The 17,244-nt window shown below is 68.9% G+C and carries 17 protein-coding genes; 3 read left to right on the top strand and 14 right to left on the bottom strand.

Features of this window, described 5'->3' with window-relative positions; translation table 11 throughout:
* The 8 genes from ACIOVG_RS08695 to ACIOVG_RS08660 all read right to left on the bottom strand — a co-directional run bounded on the left by ACIOVG_RS08695 (position 1) and on the right by ACIOVG_RS08660 (position 8,328).
* Complete coding sequence (locus tag ACIOVG_RS08695; protein WP_141873431.1) at positions 1 to 417, bottom strand: Fur family transcriptional regulator; 417 nt, start codon at positions 415 to 417, stop codon at positions 1 to 3.
* Positions 418 to 581: 164 nt separating this feature from the next.
* Complete coding sequence (locus ACIOVG_RS08690) at positions 582 to 1,433, bottom strand: metal ABC transporter permease (protein ID WP_400872722.1); 852 nt, start codon at positions 1,431 to 1,433, stop codon at positions 582 to 584.
* Positions 1,434 to 1,456: 23 nt separating this feature from the next.
* A complete protein-coding gene (locus ACIOVG_RS08685) occupies positions 1,457 to 2,320 on the bottom strand; it encodes a metal ABC transporter ATP-binding protein (protein ID WP_400871637.1) in 864 nt (287 codons plus the stop codon).
* Entirely contained in the window at positions 2,317 to 3,303 is a 987-nt protein-coding gene (locus ACIOVG_RS08680; protein WP_400871634.1) for a metal ABC transporter solute-binding protein, Zn/Mn family, read from the bottom strand. Before ACIOVG_RS08680 ends, ACIOVG_RS08685 begins: the two co-directional genes overlap by 4 nt.
* 122 nt (positions 3,304 to 3,425) lie before the next feature.
* On the bottom strand, positions 3,426 to 5,105 hold the full coding sequence (locus ACIOVG_RS08675; RefSeq protein ID WP_400871631.1) for a glycoside hydrolase family 13 protein: 1,680 nt from the start codon (positions 5,103 to 5,105) through the stop codon (positions 3,426 to 3,428).
* Positions 5,106 to 5,150: 45 nt separating this feature from the next.
* Positions 5,151 to 6,029 carry a carbohydrate ABC transporter permease gene (locus tag ACIOVG_RS08670; RefSeq protein ID WP_247628279.1) on the bottom strand — a complete coding sequence of 293 codons (879 nt, stop codon included), beginning with the start codon at positions 6,027 to 6,029 and terminating at the stop codon, positions 5,151 to 5,153.
* Positions 6,029 to 7,000, bottom strand: coding sequence for a carbohydrate ABC transporter permease (locus ACIOVG_RS08665; protein WP_400871628.1), 972 nt, complete (start codon positions 6,998 to 7,000; stop codon positions 6,029 to 6,031). Before ACIOVG_RS08665 ends, ACIOVG_RS08670 begins: the two co-directional genes overlap by 1 nt.
* Positions 6,997 to 8,328 carry an ABC transporter substrate-binding protein gene (locus tag ACIOVG_RS08660; RefSeq protein WP_400871625.1) on the bottom strand — a complete coding sequence of 444 codons (1,332 nt, stop codon included), beginning with the start codon at positions 8,326 to 8,328 and terminating at the stop codon, positions 6,997 to 6,999. Before ACIOVG_RS08660 ends, ACIOVG_RS08665 begins: the two co-directional genes overlap by 4 nt.
* 100 nt (positions 8,329 to 8,428) lie before the next feature.
* On the opposite strand from ACIOVG_RS08660, the gene ACIOVG_RS08655 reads away from it, so the two are divergent.
* A complete protein-coding gene (locus ACIOVG_RS08655) occupies positions 8,429 to 9,649 on the top strand; it encodes an ROK family protein (protein ID WP_400871622.1) in 1,221 nt (406 codons plus the stop codon).
* Between the two features lie 150 nt (positions 9,650 to 9,799).
* On the opposite strand, the gene ACIOVG_RS08650 is transcribed toward ACIOVG_RS08655, so the two are convergent.
* The 4 genes from ACIOVG_RS08650 to ACIOVG_RS08635 all read right to left on the bottom strand — a co-directional run bounded on the left by ACIOVG_RS08650 (position 9,800) and on the right by ACIOVG_RS08635 (position 14,489).
* A complete protein-coding gene (locus ACIOVG_RS08650; protein WP_400871619.1) occupies positions 9,800 to 11,149 on the bottom strand; it encodes a dihydrolipoamide acetyltransferase family protein in 1,350 nt (449 codons plus the stop codon).
* A gap of 125 nt (positions 11,150 to 11,274) precedes the next feature.
* On the bottom strand, positions 11,275 to 12,255 hold the full coding sequence (locus ACIOVG_RS08645) for an alpha-ketoacid dehydrogenase subunit beta (RefSeq protein WP_247628284.1): 981 nt from the start codon (positions 12,253 to 12,255) through the stop codon (positions 11,275 to 11,277).
* On the bottom strand, positions 12,252 to 13,379 hold the full coding sequence (locus ACIOVG_RS08640; protein WP_400871615.1) for a thiamine pyrophosphate-dependent dehydrogenase E1 component subunit alpha: 1,128 nt from the start codon (positions 13,377 to 13,379) through the stop codon (positions 12,252 to 12,254). The genes ACIOVG_RS08645 and ACIOVG_RS08640 overlap by 4 nt, the downstream gene beginning before the upstream one ends.
* 27 nt (positions 13,380 to 13,406) lie before the next feature.
* Complete coding sequence (locus ACIOVG_RS08635; RefSeq protein WP_400871612.1) at positions 13,407 to 14,489, bottom strand: histidinol-phosphate transaminase; 1,083 nt, start codon at positions 14,487 to 14,489, stop codon at positions 13,407 to 13,409.
* A gap of 124 nt (positions 14,490 to 14,613) precedes the next feature.
* Here ACIOVG_RS08635 and ACIOVG_RS08630 point away from each other — a divergent pair, with 124 nt between their 5' ends.
* The gene (locus tag ACIOVG_RS08630; protein WP_400871609.1) at positions 14,614 to 15,018 is read left to right on the top strand and encodes a phage holin family protein; all 405 of its coding nucleotides are present in this window, start codon (positions 14,614 to 14,616) and stop codon (positions 15,016 to 15,018) included.
* Here the strand turns inward: ACIOVG_RS08630 and ACIOVG_RS08625 are convergent.
* Together ACIOVG_RS08625 and ACIOVG_RS08620 are read right to left on the bottom strand one after the other, a co-directional pair.
* Positions 14,978 to 16,333: a hypothetical protein gene (locus tag ACIOVG_RS08625; protein ID WP_400871606.1), complete on the bottom strand. Its 1,356-nt coding sequence runs from the start codon at positions 16,331 to 16,333 to the stop codon at positions 14,978 to 14,980. The genes ACIOVG_RS08630 and ACIOVG_RS08625 overlap by 41 nt on opposite strands.
* Entirely contained in the window at positions 16,330 to 16,593 is a 264-nt protein-coding gene (locus tag ACIOVG_RS08620) for a hypothetical protein (RefSeq protein WP_400871603.1), read from the bottom strand. Before ACIOVG_RS08620 ends, ACIOVG_RS08625 begins: the two co-directional genes overlap by 4 nt.
* 200 nt (positions 16,594 to 16,793) lie before the next feature.
* Between ACIOVG_RS08620 and ACIOVG_RS08615 the strand changes: the two genes are divergently transcribed.
* Positions 16,794 to 17,243, top strand: coding sequence for a low molecular weight protein-tyrosine-phosphatase (locus tag ACIOVG_RS08615; protein ID WP_400872719.1), 450 nt, complete (start codon positions 16,794 to 16,796; stop codon positions 17,241 to 17,243).
* Position 17,244 lies beyond the last annotated feature (1 nt).

The following is a 17,244-nucleotide window of genomic DNA, read 5'->3' as shown; positions in this document are numbered from 1 at the left end:
TCACGCCGTCGCAGCCCTCTCGGCGTCACGCTTGTTGGCGCAGGGAGTGCACAGCCCGAAGATGTCGACGACGTGCGCGGCATCCGTGAATCCGTGGAGGGCCGCCGTGCGGTGCGCCCACTGCTCGACGTCCTTCGCCTCGATCTCGACCGTCAGACCACACGAGCGGCAGATCAGATGATGGTGGTGGCCCTGCGTGGTGCAGGCGCGATACAGCGCTTCTCCCTCGGGGCTCTGCAGCGAGTCGGCATCGCCGGAGGCGGCGAGTCCGGCAAGGGCACGGTAGACCGTGGCCAGTCCGATGCCGGTGTTGTCGTCGCGCAGCGAGGCGTGCAGACTCTGCGCGCTCACGAAACCGCGAGCGTCGGCGAGTGCTTCGCGCACGCGTTCGCGCTGCCAGGTGTTCCGCTGAGCCATACCGAGAGTCTAAACGGCGGGCATTGCCGAGGGCTGGGAACGGACGACGCCGGCCCCTCGGGCCGTTCCGTCCGACGGATCACGGAGTTCATGACGAATCGAGGAACGGATGCCGCAGAAAGGTCCGTGATCCGTCCGAAGCTCCGCGATCCGTCGGGCCGAGGTCACGCCGCCACGCGCCGCACGCGCGCCCGCGACCGCTGCACGAGCCAGCACACCACGTAGATCGTGAACGACAGGGTCGTGATGTAGGGGCTGACCGGGAGGGTTCCGGCGAGAGCGAGCAGGATGCCGCCCACGGCGGAGACGAACCCGAAGAGAGCGGCCAGCAGCGGCACCGCCACCGGACCGGCGGTGACCCGCATGGCCGCGGCGGCCGGCGTCACCAGCAGCGCCATCACCAGCAGTGCGCCGATGATGTGCACGCTGACCGCGACGATGAGTCCGAGCAGCACCATGAACAGCAGGCTCACCGCGCGGGTCGGCACACCGCGCGCGGCGGCGGACTCCGGGTCGAGCGAGTCGAACCGCAGCGGGTTCCACATCACCAGCAGCCCGACCAGCACGACGCCGCTGATGCCGATGAGCCAACCGAGATCCGGGCTCGAGACCGAGACGATCTGGCCGGTGAGCAGACTGAAGCGGTTCGCGCTGCGTCCGTCGTAGAGCGAGAGGAACAGGATGCCGAGGCCGAGGCCGAACGGCATCAGCACGCCGACGATCGAGTTGCGGTCGCGGGCTTTGGCCCCGAGCAGCCCGATCAGGATCGCGGCGACCAGGGCGCCGCCGAGCGATCCGACCACCACGCTGCCCCCGAACAGGAGCGCGGCCGCGGCGCCGGCGAACGACAGCTCGCTCACCCCGTGCACCGCGAACGCGAGGTCGCGCTGCATCACGAAGACGCCGATCAGACCGCCGACGATGCCGAGCACGGCACCGGCGACGATCGAGTTCGCGAGCAGGGCGACGAGCTCGCCGTAGTCCTGGAAGGAGAAGACGTCGCCCCAGTCGACCATCGGGACGATGCCGGTGAGGACGTTCATGCGGCACCGCCGTGGTCGTGGTCGTGGTCGTGGAAGTGGTGGGGCTCGGCATCCGGCACGCCCACGACTACCAGGCGGTCGCCGGCGCGGAGCACGAAGACCGGGGTGCCGTAGAGCTCGGTGAGCACCCGCGTCTGCAGCACCTCGTCGGGAGTGCCCAGCAGGAAGCGGCCGCCCGCGATGTAGAGGATGCGGTCGACGCGACCGAGGATCGGGTTGATGTCGTGCGTCACGAACAGCACCGCGGCCCCGCGCTCACGGCGCTGGCGGTCGATGATGTCGGTCACTCCGACCTGGTTGGCGAGGTCGAGGTTCGACAGGGGCTCGTCGCACAGCAGCAGCGATGGTTCATCGGCAAGAGCCTGTCCGACCCGCAGCCGCTGCTGCTCGCCGCCCGACAGCATCCCGACCCGACGTTCGGCGTAGTGCGCGGCGCCGACGGCCTCGAGCAGCCGATCGACCTTGGCGCGGTCGCCGCGGTGCGGGATCGGGAAGCCGAAGCGGCTGCCCTGCACGCCGAGAGCCACGAGGTCGCGCGCGCGCATGCTGGTGTCGGGGGCGAGGGAGCGCTGCTGCGGGATGTAGCCGATGCGCGAGTTGCCCCGGTGCACGGGCTCACCGGCGACGCGGATCGTGCCGGACGACAGCGGCTGCAGCCCCAGGATGCTGCGCAGCAGCGTGGTCTTGCCGGAGCCGGACGGCCCGAGCACGGCGATGAACTCGCCGGGCTGCACCGTGAGGTCGAGCCCCGACCAGAGTTCACGGTCGTCGCGATGCAGCGACGCGTTCGCGATCTCGAGGACGGGGCTCGCCGCGGATCCTTCGCTGGGTCCCTGAGCCTGTCGAAGGGCCCGACTCACGACTGGATCGCGGCGGCGAGGCTCTGGATCGCGTCACTCATCCACTCAGAGTACGACGATCCGTCCTCCAGCAGCTCCGTGAAGGCGACCACGGGGATGCCGGCGTCCTTCGCGGCGGCCTCGACGCGCTCGGTCTCGGAGCCGCCGGTCTGCGCATTGGTGAGCACCGCGCCGACCTCCCCGCTGTCGATCACGTTCAGCGCCTCGAGCAGCACGGCGGGGGCGACATCCGTCCCCTCCTCGACCGACTCGGCGAATCCTTCAGGGGTGACGTCCGTGAGACCGGCCGCGGCGGCGAGGTAGCCGGGAAGGGGCTCGGTGATGAAGACGTTGACGCCCTCGGCATCCGCCTGCAGACCGGCGAGGTCGGCCTCGAAGCCTTCCAGGTCGGCGGTGAGCTTCGCGGCGTTGGCTTCGAAATCGGCCTTGCCGTCGGGTTCGAGCTCGGTCAGCTCGTCGGCGATCGCCTCGACGACGTGGACCATCGTGTGCGGGTCGAACCAGACGTGCTCGTTGAAGCCCTCGATGTGGTTGTGGCCCTCGTGCCCCTCGGCGTCTTCGGCGTGATCGTGGTCGTGCTCGGCCTCGTCGCCCTCCGCCTCGTGCCCCTCGTTGCCGGGGAAGTCGTGCGAGTACTCGACCGCGGTCACCACGTGCGGGTCCTTCGCGTCCTGGAGCAGCGTGTCGATGAACGCGTCGTATCCGCCGCCGTTCTCGATCACGAGGTCGGCCTTCTGCACGGTGAGGCGGTCACGCGCGGTGGCCTCGTAGGAGTGCGGGTCCTGCGTCGCCGACGAGATGATCGACGTCACGTCGACCCGGTCGCCGCCGATCTGCGCCGCGATGTCGCCGTAGACGTTGGTGCTCGCGACGACCGTGATCGTGTCGTCGCCGCCCTCTCCCGCCGCGGGAGTGGTGGAACATCCGGCCAGCGTCAGGGCGGCGACGGATGCGAGGGCGAGGGCGATCACGGGCTTCTTCATGCCCCCACTCTAAACGCTAATGAGAACCATTATCAAATCGGCGTCTTCTCCTTCATCGGAGGTAGGAGACGACGCGGAGGTAGGCCGATCTCACCCAGATCGGCCTACCTCCGCTCCACCGCCTACACTCGTGCGAGCCAGACCGTGGCGTCGCCGGGCAGCGCGGAGCCTTCGAGCGCGCTGCTCGAGAGCACCGCATCGGCCGCATCCGCGCCCAGGTCGAACGGCTCGGCGCCGAAGTTCGTCACGATCTGCCAGCCGTTCGGGCGCGCGAACCGCAGCACGTCCGCCCGCCCGGTCTCGATCCACTCCAGCTTCTCGTCCGCCTGCAGCACGTGACGCAGGCGCAGCGCCTCGCGGTACAGCGACAGCGTCGACGAGGGGTCGGCAGCCTCGACGTCGACTGCGGCCGATGCGAACCAGTCCGGCTGCGGCAGGTGGGCCTCGGCGTCACCGAATCCGAACGAGACGCCCTCCGCCGTCCAAGGCAGCGGCACGCGGCATCCGTCCCGACCGAACCCGTCGAACTCGGCCTGACGGAAGAACCCGGGGTCCTGGCGCTGCTCCGGGGTGATCTCGGCCACCTCGTGGAGGCCGAGCTCCTCGCCCTGATACAGGTAGGCGCTGCCGGGGAGGCCGAACAGCAGCAGCGATGCCGCCCGCGCACGACGCAGCCCCTGCGCGCGATCGAGCTGGTCCGCCGGACCGCCCGCGATGACCCACTCCGTCCCCTGCTTGACCGGGCGTCCGTTCAGCGGTGCGAGTCCGTAACGCGTCGCGTGCCGGGTGACGTCGTGGTTCGACAGCACCCAGGTGGTCGATGAGCCGGTGCGCGCGGACTGCTGCAGGTTGTCGTCGATGATGCTCCGGAACTGCCCGGCGTCGAAGTCGGCCACCAGCAGATCGAAGTTGAACGCCTGCCCCAGGCCCTCGGCCGAGGCGTAGCGGGCACGGCGCTCCGGCGTCTCGACCCACGCCTCCGCCACGGCGGTGCGCGGCGGGTCGTAGGAGTTGAACACCTCACGCCACTCGGCATAGATCTCGTGCACATCGTCGCGGTCGAGCAGCGGATGCGTGCCCGAGGTGCGGTCCATCGCGTCGAGCTCCGCACGCGAAGGCAGCGGCTCGCTGAGGTCCTTGGTGAGCATGTGGGCCACGTCGATGCGGAACCCGTCGACGCCGCGGTCCGACCAGAAGCGCAGCGTCTTCAGGAAATCCGCGCGCACCTCGGGGTGGTCCCAGTTCAGGTCCGGCTGCTCGACCGCGAAGTTGTGGAAGTACCACTGGCCGTCGTCGACGCGCTCCCAGGCGCTGCCGCCGAAGACCGAGACCCAGTCCGTGGGCGGCTCCGCGCCATCGGGCCCCGTGCCCTCGCGGAAGATGTACCGCTCGCGTGCGGCCGAGCCGCGCCCGGCGGCGAGCGCCTCCTGGAACCACTCGTGCAGGTCCGAGGTGTGGTTCGGCACGATGTCGACGACGACGTTGATGCCCTTCGCGTGCAGCGCCGCCACCATCGCGTCGAAGTCGTCGAGGGTTCCCAGTCGCGGATCCACGTTGCGGTAATCAGCGACGTCGTATCCACCGTCTGCGAGCGCCGAGGGGTAGAACGGGCTGAGCCAGACCGCATCGATCCCGAGCTCGGCGAGATAGTCGACGCGGGAGAGGATGCCGGGGATGTCGCCCAGTCCATCGCCGTTCGCATCGGCAAAGCTGCGGGGGTAGATCTGGTACACGGCGGCCTGACGCCACCATGCCGCCGTCTTCTCGTCTTCGCGGGACTCCGTGAGAAGCGCATCGGTCATGAGGGGTGGTGCTCCTTTTCTTGTTGCGGTCTTGTGCGTGTGGGGTCAACCCTTGACGGCGCCCTGCGTGACGCCCTCCATGACGAAGCGCTGCGTGAACAGATACGCCAGGATCGCCGGGGCCATCGCCATCAGGTACGAGGCGAACGACACGTTGTAGTTGTTGCTGAACTGGTTCTGGAACAGGTTCTGCCGCACGGGCAGCGTCTGCAGCGCCGGATCCGAGATGATCAGCGACGGCATCATGAAGTCGTTCCAGGCGTAGAGGAACGCGAAGATGCCGACCGTGGCGCTCATCGGCGCGAGCAGCGGGAAGATCAGCTGCCAGAACGTCTGCCAGGTGGTGGCGCCGTCGATGCGCGCGCTCTCCTCGAGCTCCAGCGGGATCGACCGCAGGAACGCCGTGAACAGCAGCACGCTGAAGCTGAGCTGGAACATGGTGGCGAGGATGATCACGCCGAAGGGGTTGTCGAGTCCGACGCGTCCGGTGAGCTGGATCTGCGGCAGCGCCACCACCGGGAACGGGATGAACATCGCCGCCAGCAGGTAGAAGAAGGAGTAGCGGAACAGCTTGCGGTCCCAGTTGCGCACGATCGCGTAGGAGGCGAACGCCGCGAGCACGATCGTCGCGATCACGGTGCCGGCGGTGACGAGCAGCGAGATGCCCGCGCCGACCGGGAACTTGGTGAGGTTCCAGGCCTCGACGAATCCGTCCAGGCTGAACGGGGCGGGGAGCGAGAAGGCGTTGCCGTCGACGGCCTGCGCCGTGGTCTTGAACGCCATCGAGATCGTGACGTACAGCGGCAGCAGCACCGTGACGGCACACAGGATCAGGATGATGGTGCCCGACCAGTTCACGCGCTCCATGCGGATGCGCGGCTTCTTTCCGGAGGCGGTGACGGTGGTGATGGTCTGCGTCGACATCAGAGTGCGTTCCTTCCGCGGGTCAGCGAGAGCTGCAGCAGGGAGATGAGCACGGCGACGATGAAGAAGATCGTCGCGTTGGCCATCTGGTAGGCGTAGTCGCCGCCGTTGAAGCCCGCGATGATCGTCATCGCGACGCTGCGGGTGGAGGTTCCAGGGCCGCCGTTCGTGAGTCCGACGATGATGTCGTAGGCGTTGAGGAAGCCCTTGAACCCGAGGATGACGTTGATCACCACGTAGCCGGCGACGAGCGGGAGCGTGATGCGTGTCAGCTGCTGCGTCTTGCTCGCCCCGTCGATGCTCGCAGCCTCGTAGACCTCCCCTGGCACCGAGAGCAGACCGGCGATGTAGATCAGCAGCGTGCCGGGCACGGCCTGCCACGCGGTCACGATCACGATCGCGATCCACGCCAGATCCGGGTTCGCGAGCAGGCTCGTCGACAGCCACGGGATGCCGGTGGCCGCACCCGCAGCGGGGATCGAGTTCGAGAACAGGAAGTTGAAGACGTAGGCGATGATGATGCCCGAGATGACCATCGGGATCACGAAGACGGTGCGCAGCCCGGTCTTGAAGCGGATGCGGGACGTCAGCCCGACCGCGAGCAGGAACGCGACCACGTTCACGACGATCACCGTGGCGATCGAGAAGCCGAAGGTGAACAGGTAGCTCTGCAGGATGGCCGGATCGCTGAACATCGCGATGTAGTTCGTGAGGCCGTTGAAGTTCCACTCGCCGATGCCGATGGAATCGGTGAAGCTGAAGAAGATGCCCACGACGCCGGGCACCGTGATGGCGAGCGTGAAGAGCACGAGCGTGGGCAGCAGGAACAGGTAGTAGATCGGCTCGACCCGGCGTGTGCGCCGACCGAGCGTGCGCTTCCCGCCCGTGACGATCGCCGTGGTGTCGGTCGTCGGGGCACTCGGCTTGGTGATGCGGGAGGCTGCCGGGTTCGGCAGTGCGGTGTTCGTCATGGCGCGGACTCCTCTGTCTCGCCGGATGCTGATGCGGTGTCCTGGGTCGACGGGAGGGGGGCGCGGAACGCGATCCTGGCCCAGTCGGCATCCATGGTGCGCAGCGTGGAGGTGGTGGACGCGCCGAGCACCATGGCCTGCGCGTAGTTGAAGATCGGGAGGGTCTTGGGCACCAGCACCGACGGGCCCTGATAGATCTGCCCGTTGTCGTAGTACTCGATCATCCCCTCGATGCGGGGGTCGTCGGGCGCGGGGGCATCCTTCGTCGGGGTGAACCCGAGCTGGGAGGCGTTGTACTCCTGGATCCGCTCCGGCTGGTACAGGAACTCCAGGAAGTCACGGGCGGCCTCCTGGTGGCGCGACCCCTCGGGGATCATCGCGGCGAGGTCCATGTTGACGCGCACGCCGAGGTCGGCGGGGTCGTCGGTCATCGGCAGGGGGAAGGTGCCGAGTTCGAGGTCGGGCGCGGTCTTCGCGATCTCGCTGAACGCCCACGGGCCCTGCAGGTACATGGCCGCCTCGCCCTTCGCGAAGGCGAGGTTGCCGTCACCGTAGCCGCGGCTCGCGGCATCCGCATTCGTGTACTCGTCGGCGAGCAGCATCATCCGGTCCATCGGCTCGGCGAAGTCCTTCTGGAACGAGACCTCGGAGTCGGGGCCGACCTCTGCCCCCTCCTGGGCGAGCGCATCGAAGAAGTCGATCACGTCGACGGAGCCGCCGGCGGTGTAGTCGTACCAGCCCTGACCCACGGTCCAGTCGTCCTTGAACGTGCCGTAGAACGGGTCGATGCCGGCTTCCTTCAGCTGGTCGCAGACCGCGATCAGCTCGTCCCAGGTCTGCGGGACCTCGAGCCCCTGGGCATCGAAGATCTCCTTGTTGTAGATGACGGATGCCGCCATCACCGAGTACGGCAGCGCACTCGTGCGGCCAGCGCAGGAGCCGTACTGATCCATGAGCGGCTGCAGATCGTCGCGGATGGTGGCCGCCGCATCCGTCTCGGAGAGGTCGGTGAGCGCGCAGCGCTGCACGAAGCGGGCGATCTCGTAGTTGTAGTTGGCGAGCATGATGTCGGGCGGGTTCCCCCGCACGAAGCTCGCCGAGACGACGTCGACACCCGAGGTGTCGATCACGACCTCCACGTCGTCCTGGGAGGCGTTGTACTCGGCGACCAGCTCGGTCATGAACGCGATCGCCTCGCGCTTGCTGAAGGTGAAGCGGATGGTCTCCGCTCCGGAGCCGGCTGCGCAGCTCGTGAGGGCGGCCCCGACCAGCGTGAGCCCCAGAGCCCCGGCGACCAGTCGCACCGCGCGTACTCGATTCACAGACACCGTCGTCCTTTCGATATGTAGATCCGCGTACTAAATCTAGTGAGCGAATTTACTCTGTCGAACGGTACTCTCTCATTGGATGACAGGGAGGTCAAGTGCTGTGACAGAAGTCTCCGCAGACCTGGGCACCGGACGTGCGAGCGTCGGTGCCGTCCTCGACTTCGCCTGGACGGCCGGCGAGTTCACCGCGACCGAGGCGATGGCGAGCACCTCGCTGACCCGTTCCACCGCGATCGACGCGATCGACACGCTCCTCGGCGCCGCGATCCTGCGCGAGCTCCCGAACGCGCGCGCGGCCGGCAGCTACCGCTCCGGACGCCCCTCCCGACGCTTCGTGCTGTCGTCGGATCTCGGGGTGGTCGTCGGCGTCGACGCGGGTGACACCCACCTCGCCGTGACCGTCGCCGATCCGCTCGACCGCACGCTCGTGCACCACCGCACGGACCTCGAACCCGAGCAGACGGCGTCCGCACGCCGTGCGACCATCCTCGACCGCTTGGCCGACGCCCTGACCGAAGCCGGCGTCACCCGGGACGACGTGCTGGCGCTGTGCGTCGGCGTGGCCGCGCCGGTGAACCGCAACGGCGTCTCTCCCCCGCACCCCGAGGGCTTCTGGGAGCGCACCAACCCTGGTCTCGCCGAGGCCCTGCAGGGGTGGGCCCCGGTCGTGCAGATCAAGAACGACGCACAGCTCGCCGCCATCGCGGAGGGGGCAGAGGGCGCCGCGATCGGATGCCGCGACTATGTCGCCCTGCTCGCGAGCGAGCGCTTCGGCGGAGGCGTGGTTGTCGACGGACACGTGTTGCACGGCGCGCACGGCGGCGTGGGCGAGGGCGTGGTGTTCGACCACATCGTCGGCGTCGGTTCCGCGTTCGGCCTCCGCTACGCCGTGCAGGATCAGGTGCGGCTGGCCGTGGATGCCGGCGAGATCGCCTCCGACAGCGCGGTCGGCCTGCTCGCCGACGGCGACCGCGTCGACCCTCGGCTCGTGCTGACGCTCGCCGCGTCCGGCGATCCGGACGCCCTGCTCGTCACCTCACGCGTCGGCGCGACCGTTGCCCGCATCGTCGGCGTGCTCGGCAGCATGTACGACCCCGCCCGCGTGATCGTGTGCGGGGCCGTGGCCGAGAGCATCGAGCCGGTGCTGGCCGCCGCGCGGCGCATCCTGCCGGACGAGCTGCACCTGCCCGCTCCGGAGATCCTCGCCTCGAGCCTCGGCGCGGAGGTCGTCTCCCGCGGAGCCGTCGCCACCGCACGCCAGGCCGCCCGCGCGCACGCTGTGCCCCTGCTGGCCGAGCAGCGGTTGCGGGCGACGGCGTAGCCCCTGAGCGAGCGGAGCGAGACGAAGGGCCCCTGGCATCCATCCGGCTATCACGGACGTAGGCGATCACCCGGGCGTAGGCCGAGGCCTCCCCTGACGACCTACGCAGGAGTAATCGCCTACGCTGCGAAGCACCTCCGCCTGCAGAACTCAGTCGACGAGCAGCGCGGGCTCCTCCAGCACCGATGCCACGTCGGCGATGAAGCGGCTCATGCCGTCGCCGTCGATCACGCGGTGGTCGAAGGAGCCGGCGACCGTGGTCACCCAGCGCGGACGCACCTCGCCGTCGACGACCCACGGCTTCTGGCTGATCGTGCCCATGGCCACGATGCCCGCCTCGCCGGGGTTGATGATCGGGGTTCCTGCGTCCATCCCGAACACACCGATGTTGGTGATCGTGATGGTGCCGCCCTGCTGGTCGGCCGGGCTGGTCTTGCCCTCGCGCGCGGTGAGCGTGAGACGGTTCAGCGCGCGGGCGAGCTCCTTCATGCCGAGGTCCTGCGCGTCCTTGATGTTCGGCACGAGCAGACCGCGGGGTGTGGCCGCCGCGATGCCGAGGTTCACGTAGTGGCGCACGGCGATCTCGGCACCGGCATCCGTCTCGATCCAGGCGGCGTTGACCATCGGCGTGCGGCGCGCAGCCCAGATCACGGCGCGGGCCATGATCAGCAGCGGGGAGACGCGGATGTCGGCGTAGTCCGGCGAGGCCTTGAGGCGCTTCACGAGCTCCATGGTGCGGCTCGCGTCGATCTCCTTCCACACCGTCACGTGGGGCGCGGAGTACGCGCTCTGCACCATGGCCGAAGACGTGGCCTTGCGCACGCCCTTGACCGGGATCGACTCGGTGCGGCTGTCATCACCGGCCGCGGCTGCCGGGGCGGCGATGCCGCGCGCAAGACCGACCGGGGCGCTCTGCGGCGCCGGCACGGTCTCCTCACGGACGGCACCCCACTCGGGCGTCTCGATGTTGCGGAACACGCTCGCCTGCGAGGCGTGCTTCATGACGTCATCCCGGGTGACCTCGCCGTCGGCGCCCGTGGGCGTGACGGTCGTGAGGTCGACACCGAGGTCACGCGCGAGCTTGCGGATCGGCGGCTTCGCGATCACACCGACCGAGGAACGCACCGGGCGCGCGGCCGCACGCTTGCGGCGCGAGGTCGCCCCACCGCCTGTGCCGTAGCCGACGAGCACCGAGCCACCGCCCTCTTCCGGGGCTGGCGCCACGGCCACCGCCGAATCGCTTCCTGAGCCTGACGAAGGGGCGGTGACGAAGGTGATGATCGGGGTGCCGACCTCGACCGTCGTCCCCTCCGCGACCAGCAGCTCACCCACGACACCGGCGTGCGGCGACGGCAGCTCCACGAGCGACTTCGCGGTCTCGATCTCGCAGATCACGTCGTTGATGGCGACGGTGTCGCCGGGCGCGACCTTCCAGGTCACGACCTCGGCCTCGGTCAGACCCTCGCCGACGTCGGGGAGGTTGAAGTTCTGCGTGCTCATGAGCGGTCCTTTCGGAAGGTGCCTCGTTCATAACTCCTCAGAAATGCGGGGCGAACCCCACTCTGACGCAGATTCAGCTCTTCTGCGGCCCGGGTTTGAGGAGTTATGGACATGGAACGGCGGTGTCAGTAGGCCAGCGAGCGATCGACGGCTTCGAGGATGCGGTCGGCATCCGGCAGATACGCGCCCTCGAGCTTCGCGGGCGGGAACGGGGTGTCGTAGCCGGAGACGCGCAGCACCGGTGCCTCGAGCGCGTAGAACGCACGCTCCATCACGGTCGCCGCGACCTCGCTGCCGATGCTGGTGAAGCCTGGAGCCTCCTGCGCGTAGACCATGTGCCCGGTCTTGCGCACGGAGTCGAGGATCGGCGCGTAGTCGATCGGCGACAGCGAGCGCACGTCGACGACCTCGCAGCTGGTGCCTTCGGCCTCGGCGAGCGCGGCCGCCTGCAGCAGCACCGTGACCATGGCCCCGTGTCCGACGAGCGTGACGTCGGTACCTGTGCGCACGACGCGGGAGGCATGCAGAGGAGCCGCGGACGCGTCGAGCTCGACCTCGCCCTTCTGCCAGTAGCGGCTCTTCGGCTCCATGAAGATGACCGGGTCCTTCGACGCGATCGCCTCCTGGATCATCCAGTACGCGTCGTTCGGGGTCGACGGCGACACCACGCGCAGACCCGGGGTGTGCGCGAAGTACGCCTCCGGGCTCTCCTGGTGGTGCTCGACCGCGCCGATGTGCCCGCCGTAGGGGATTCGGATCACGATCGGCAGGCTCAGCGCGCCCTCGTGCCGGTTGGTCAGCTTGGCCAGCTGCGTGGTGATCTGGTCGAACGCCGGGAACACGAAGCCGTCGAACTGGATCTCGATGACCGGACGGAAACCCGTCATGGCCAGTCCGATCGCGGTGCCGACGATGCCGGATTCCGCCAGCGGGGTGTCGAGCACACGGCGGTCGCCGAAGTCGCGCTGCAGGTGCTCGGTCACGCGGAAGACCCCGCCGAGCTTGCCGATGTCCTCGCCCATGAGGAGCACCTTCGGGTCGTCCTCCATGGCCTTGCGCATACCGGCGTTCAGCGCGCGGCTGAACGGCATCGTCTCGAGGGTCATGCCTGGTCTCCTTCGAACGACGCCTCGTACTGCGCGCGCCATGCCTTCTGCTCGTCGATCAGCGGATGCGGTTCGCTGTAGACGTGGTCGAAGATCTTGCCGGCGGGAGGCGGGCCGAGCGCCACGGAGCGGGCACGCAGATCCTCCGCGGCATCGGCCGCCTCGGTCTCGACGTCCGTGAAGAAGGATGCCGCCGCGCCCTTGCCCTCGAGGAACGCGCGCATGCGGACGATCGGGTCGCGCAGCGCCCAGGACTCCTCCTCGTCGCTGCCGCGGTACTTGGTGGGGTCGTCACTGGTGGTGTGCGCGCCGAGCCGGTAGGTGACCGCCTCGATCGCCCGCGGTCCCTTGCCGTTGCGGGCCTCGTCGAGCGCGACGCGCGACACGGCATAGCTGGCGAGCACGTCGTTGCCGTCGACGCGGACGCTCGGGATGCCGTAGCCGGCGCTGCGCTGCACGAGCGGGACACGCGACTGGGTCGCGACCGGCACCGAGATGGCCCACTGGTTGTTCTGCAGGAAGAAGACGGTCGGCGCCTGATAGCTCGCGGCGAAGACCATCGCCTCGTGCACATCGCCCTGGCTGGACGCGCCGTCGCCGTAGTAGACGATGACGGCCTCGTCGCGATCGAGGTCGCCGGTACCGGACCTGCCGTCGAACGCGAGGCCCATGGCATAGCCGGTGGCGTGCAGAGCCTGCGAGCCGAGAACCAGTGTGTACAGCCGCGTGTTGCCGTTCTTGGGATCGCTGGGGTCCCACCCGCCGTGCGAGACGCCGCGCATCAGCTTGATGATGTCGACGGGGTCGACCCCGCGGATGCGCGTGACCGCGTGCTCGCGGTACGACGGGAAGATCGTGTCCTGGGCACGGGCGGCACGGCCGGAGCCGACCTGAGCCGCCTCCTGCCCGCGGCTCGGCGGCCACAGGGCGAGCTGCCCCTGACGCTGCAGGTTGGTCGCCTGGGTGTCGATGGCACGGATCACGACCATGTCCCGGTAGAACTGCTCGAGCTCTGCGTCGCTGATCGCGTCGATCAACGGCAGGTACTGTTCGGCAGCCGGACTGGGCGCGAAGCGGCCATCCGCCTCGAGGACGCGGACGAGTTCAGTCTCTGACGAGGTCACCGTTCCACGCTATCCGAGGAACGGGTCCTAGGGCTGGAGGGTCCGCACAATGGATTCCGAAACCTGTAGGACCTTCTCCACCGACTCATGCTCTCCGACGGATATGCGGATGCCGTCGCCCGAGAACGGACGCACGATCAGGTCCGCCGCGACGAAGGCCGCAGCCGCGTCGTCCGTGCCCGCCCCGGTGGGCAGCCAGACGAAGTTCGCCTGGGCATCGGGCACGTCCCAGCCCTGCGCCCGGAGGCCGTCGACGAGGAGCGTGCGGCGCTCGACGATCACGGCGACCCGCTCGAGGAGTTCGGCTTCGGCGTCGAGGCTCGCGATCGCCGCATTCTCGGCGGCGGACGTGACCGACAGCGGGATGCCGGTGGTGCGAGCGGCGTCGAGCACCTTCTCGTTTCCGACCGCGTAGCCGATGCGCAGGCCGGCCAGCCCGTACGCCTTGGAGAAGGTGCGCAGCACGACCACGTTCGGGTGGCGCTCGAACACACGCTCCGCCAGTCCGTCGACCGCGTCGGCGGCCGTCACGAACTCGGCATATGCCTCATCGAGAATGATCAGGATGTCGGACGGCACGCGCTCGGCGAAGGCGGCGAACTCGGCGCTCGTGATGATGGGGCCGGTGGGGTTGTTTGGCGTGCAGAGGATGATCGCGCGCGTGCGGTCGGTCACCGCATCCGCCATCGCGTCGAGGTCGTGGCGCGATTCCGACGTGAGGGGCACCGGCACTCCGGTCGCACCCGCGACGAGCGGAAGGCTGGGGTACGCCTCGAACGAGCGCCACGCGTAGATGACCTCGTCGTCGACCGATGCGGTCGCGAGGATCAGCTGGTGCAGGATCGACACGCTGCCCGCGGCGACGTGCACCTCGTCGGGCTGGACGCCGTAACGCGCGCCCAGACGTTCGCGCAGACGGGTCGCGGTGGCATCCGGATAGCGGTTGATCGGCGTCGTGTGCTGCAGCGCCGCGACCACGGAGGGCAGCGGATCGAACGGATTCTCGTTGCTCGACAGCTTGAACGCGTCCGGCCCCGCCTGCTTGCCCTGGCGATACGGCGCGAGGGCGGCGATGGCGGGACGGATGCGGGGCAGGATCGGCTCGGTCACAGTCTTGAGTCTAGAAGCCGACGCGGGGCCGGTGCCCCGAGACCCGAGGGAGTACCGTCCTTCCCTGTCGAGCCCGGACCGAACCGCTGACATCGCGCGGCGATCGTGGAAGACTGGACGGACCATGCGCTTCATCATCCGAGTCGTCGTCAATGCGTTCGCCCTGTGGGTCGTGACACTGATCCCCGCCCTGCAGGTGCAGATCACCGCGTTCCCACCCGCCGAGACGCTGCAGCTCGTGCTGACGCTGCTCGCGGTGGCCGCGATCTTCGCGCTCGTGAACACGATCATCGGCACCGTGGTGAAGATCGTCGCGTTCCCGCTCTACATCATCACGTTCGGGCTCATCGGATTCCTGATCAACGGCTTCCTGCTGTGGCTCACGGCCTGGATCACGAGCGGCTTCGGCTGGGGGCTCACGGTCGGCGACTTCTGGTGGGGCGTCGTGGCGGCGCTCATCATCTCGGTGATCAACGGCTTCTTCGGCTTCATCCTCCGTCCGCAGAGTAAGAAGGCCCGGCGCGACTGAATCGGCTCCGCACGCCGCGGAGCTCAGCGCCGGACTCTGCACCTTCGCGCTCCGCGTGATACTCGGTCGCCGTGATCTCCACCGCTCCGTCGAGCTCCGACCAGTACTCACCGAGCGCCGCCGCCCGAGGATCGTCCGACGCATCGACCTGCTCGGCGGTCTCGATGTACGCATCGAGCTGGTGCGGGGCAAGCAGCAGATCCTGGGGGCCCCGTGCCGGATCTCCCTCCCGCTCCGCGGTGAAGCTGTCGGGTGATCCCGTTCCTTCCGGCGAGCCTCCTGCCGCCAGCGACGACACGACGTCATCGGTGTGACGCAGTTGGACGATCAGCTGATCGTCGTCGAGCGTCGGCTCCACCGGACTGCCCGCGGTCAGCTGCACCCGCACGTCGTACTCGCTCTCCATCGCGAGGTGCGCCGCGATCATCCCGCCCTGCGAGTGCGCGACGACATCGACCCGGTCCCCCGGCTCCGCCCCTGCCGCCCGCAGCGCGTCGAGTGTCGCCTGATACGACGCCGACTTCTCCCCCGCGTACAGCTGCGTGTTCGACCGCATGTCCCACGGCTCCGCCCCGCCGAGTGCCACGGACTGCGACCCCTTGACATAGGCGATGTACCGCTTCGACCCGTCGGCCATCACGAGCTGCTCGACTTTCACCTGGGCCCCCGCCGTGGTGGGGAACCGGCGCAACGCGTCGGCCAGGCTCGTTGGCGCACCGGTCGGGGTCGAGGTGCGCACAGCCGTGACGGTCACCGGGTCGGCGACGCCCCGCAACGTCATCCCCGGCCGCACCTTTCCGAGACCGAGCACGGTGCCCGCGAGCGGTCCGCCCCAGAACAGCGGCGCCACCAGTCCGCCGAGGTCGTACTGGTCCCCCAGGCCCTCGAACCGACCGTCCTTCCACTCGGCGACGAGCCGGTCCGCGATCCTCGCGACCCGGTCATCGGATGCGATCAGACGCTCGATCCGCCGCTGCAGAGCCGCGGCCTCCGCAGTGTCGGCGGTCCCCATCGCCTGCGCCTGCGCGCGCAGCTCGACCAGCTCGAAGGCGTCGGCCATGAGCGCCGTGCGGGCCGCTGCGTCAGCGCATTCCACTCCCAACGCTGCGGCCCGACCCCCGGCCGCCGACAGGGCAGCGGCATCGACCGTCACAAGGGCAGGGTCCGCGATGACCACTGCATGCGCCCGCGTGATCGCCGCGTGTGCATCATCGAAGCGCACTCCCACCGCCGCGAGGCGCCTGCCGACGTCGCGCAGAGCAGCCGTGTCGACCGCGATCGCGCCGCCGTGGCGGATGTCGAGGTCGTCGCTCATGACGCGCCCGCCCGCGTGATCTCCCAGTCGCGCACGTAGAGCTCGGCCATCACTGCCTCCGCCCGGCGCTGGAACTCCGTGAGCAGCGCGTGCAGCGCGCGCACACCCTGGGCCTGCCAGTCGGCGTCGACCGCGAGTCGTTGGAGACCACCCGCAGCCTCCTCGACGGCATCCAGCGCGGCACGGGTCTCCCGGCCCGCGACGAGCCAGGACCAGAGCCCCGGAGAGGACCAGGATTCCGCAGTCGTGAAGGAGTACATGCGACCAGCATCCGCCTTCGGCACACCCGGCGATCGACGGGTTCGCGGCCCCTGTGGAGCTTCCCGCAGGACTCCGAGTCGTGCAGGAACAGTTCCCGGAACTGTGCAGGATCGGCCGGTACGGGCAGAATGGGTGAGTGACATCCCCGGATCCCTTCCGCGTGATCTTCGTCTGCACGGGGAACATCTGCCGCTCGCCCATGGCCGAGGTGGTGTTCCGCGATCTCGCCGAAAGGCAGGGACTCGGCTCGCGCATCATCTCGCGCAGCGCCGGCACCGGCGACTGGCACCTCGGCGAACGCGCCGACCACCGGACGATCGATTCGCTGTCACGCCGCGGGTACGACGGCTCCCAGCACCGCGCCAAGCAGTTCACGCTGGCATCGTTCGCCGAGAACGACCTGATCGTCGCGCTCGACCGCACGCACGAGCGCATCCTGCGCGAATGGGCGATGGACGAGGATCAGGAGGGCAAGGTCACGCTCCTGCTGGCCTTCGACCCCGACGCGTCGACGCACGACGTGCCCGACCCGTACTACGCCGGCACCGACATGTTCGATTCGGTGCTCGGTATGATTGAGACGGCGACGCGGGGCCTGTTCCGCCAGCTCGAACCCGCTCTTCGTCTCCCCCGCACGCCCCGCATCTGAG

Origin of the sequence: Microbacterium sp. NPDC087591 (genome assembly GCF_044743625.1) — a bacterium.
Lineage (GTDB): Bacteria > Actinomycetota > Actinomycetes > Actinomycetales > Microbacteriaceae > Microbacterium.
Note: the sequence above shows the minus strand (reverse complement) of the source record. Positions and strands in the feature narration are given on the sequence as shown.

Coding starts and splice junctions, on each gene's coding strand:
- ACIOVG_RS08695 (WP_141873431.1), bottom strand. CDS start 417: ATGGCTCAGCGGAACACCTGGCAGCGCGAACGCGTGCGCGAAGCACTC.
- ACIOVG_RS08690 (WP_400872722.1), bottom strand. CDS start 1,433: ATGGTCGACTGGGGCGACGTCTTCTCCTTCCAGGACTACGGCGAGCTC.
- ACIOVG_RS08680 (WP_400871634.1), bottom strand. CDS start 3,303: ATGAAGAAGCCCGTGATCGCCCTCGCCCTCGCATCCGTCGCCGCCCTG.
- ACIOVG_RS08675 (WP_400871631.1), bottom strand. CDS start 5,105: ATGACCGATGCGCTTCTCACGGAGTCCCGCGAAGACGAGAAGACGGCG.
- ACIOVG_RS08670 (WP_247628279.1), bottom strand. CDS start 6,029: ATGTCGACGCAGACCATCACCACCGTCACCGCCTCCGGAAAGAAGCCG.
- ACIOVG_RS08665 (WP_400871628.1), bottom strand. CDS start 7,000: ATGACGAACACCGCACTGCCGAACCCGGCAGCCTCCCGCATCACCAAG.
- ACIOVG_RS08650 (WP_400871619.1), bottom strand. CDS start 11,149: ATGAGCACGCAGAACTTCAACCTCCCCGACGTCGGCGAGGGTCTGACC.
- ACIOVG_RS08645 (WP_247628284.1), bottom strand. CDS start 12,255: ATGACCCTCGAGACGATGCCGTTCAGCCGCGCGCTGAACGCCGGTATG.
- ACIOVG_RS08630 (WP_400871609.1), top strand. CDS start 14,614: ATGCGCTTCATCATCCGAGTCGTCGTCAATGCGTTCGCCCTGTGGGTC.
- ACIOVG_RS08625 (WP_400871606.1), bottom strand. CDS start 16,333: ATGAGCGACGACCTCGACATCCGCCACGGCGGCGCGATCGCGGTCGAC.
- ACIOVG_RS08620 (WP_400871603.1), bottom strand. CDS start 16,593: ATGTACTCCTTCACGACTGCGGAATCCTGGTCCTCTCCGGGGCTCTGG.
- ACIOVG_RS08615 (WP_400872719.1), top strand. CDS start 16,794: ATGGCCGAGGTGGTGTTCCGCGATCTCGCCGAAAGGCAGGGACTCGGC.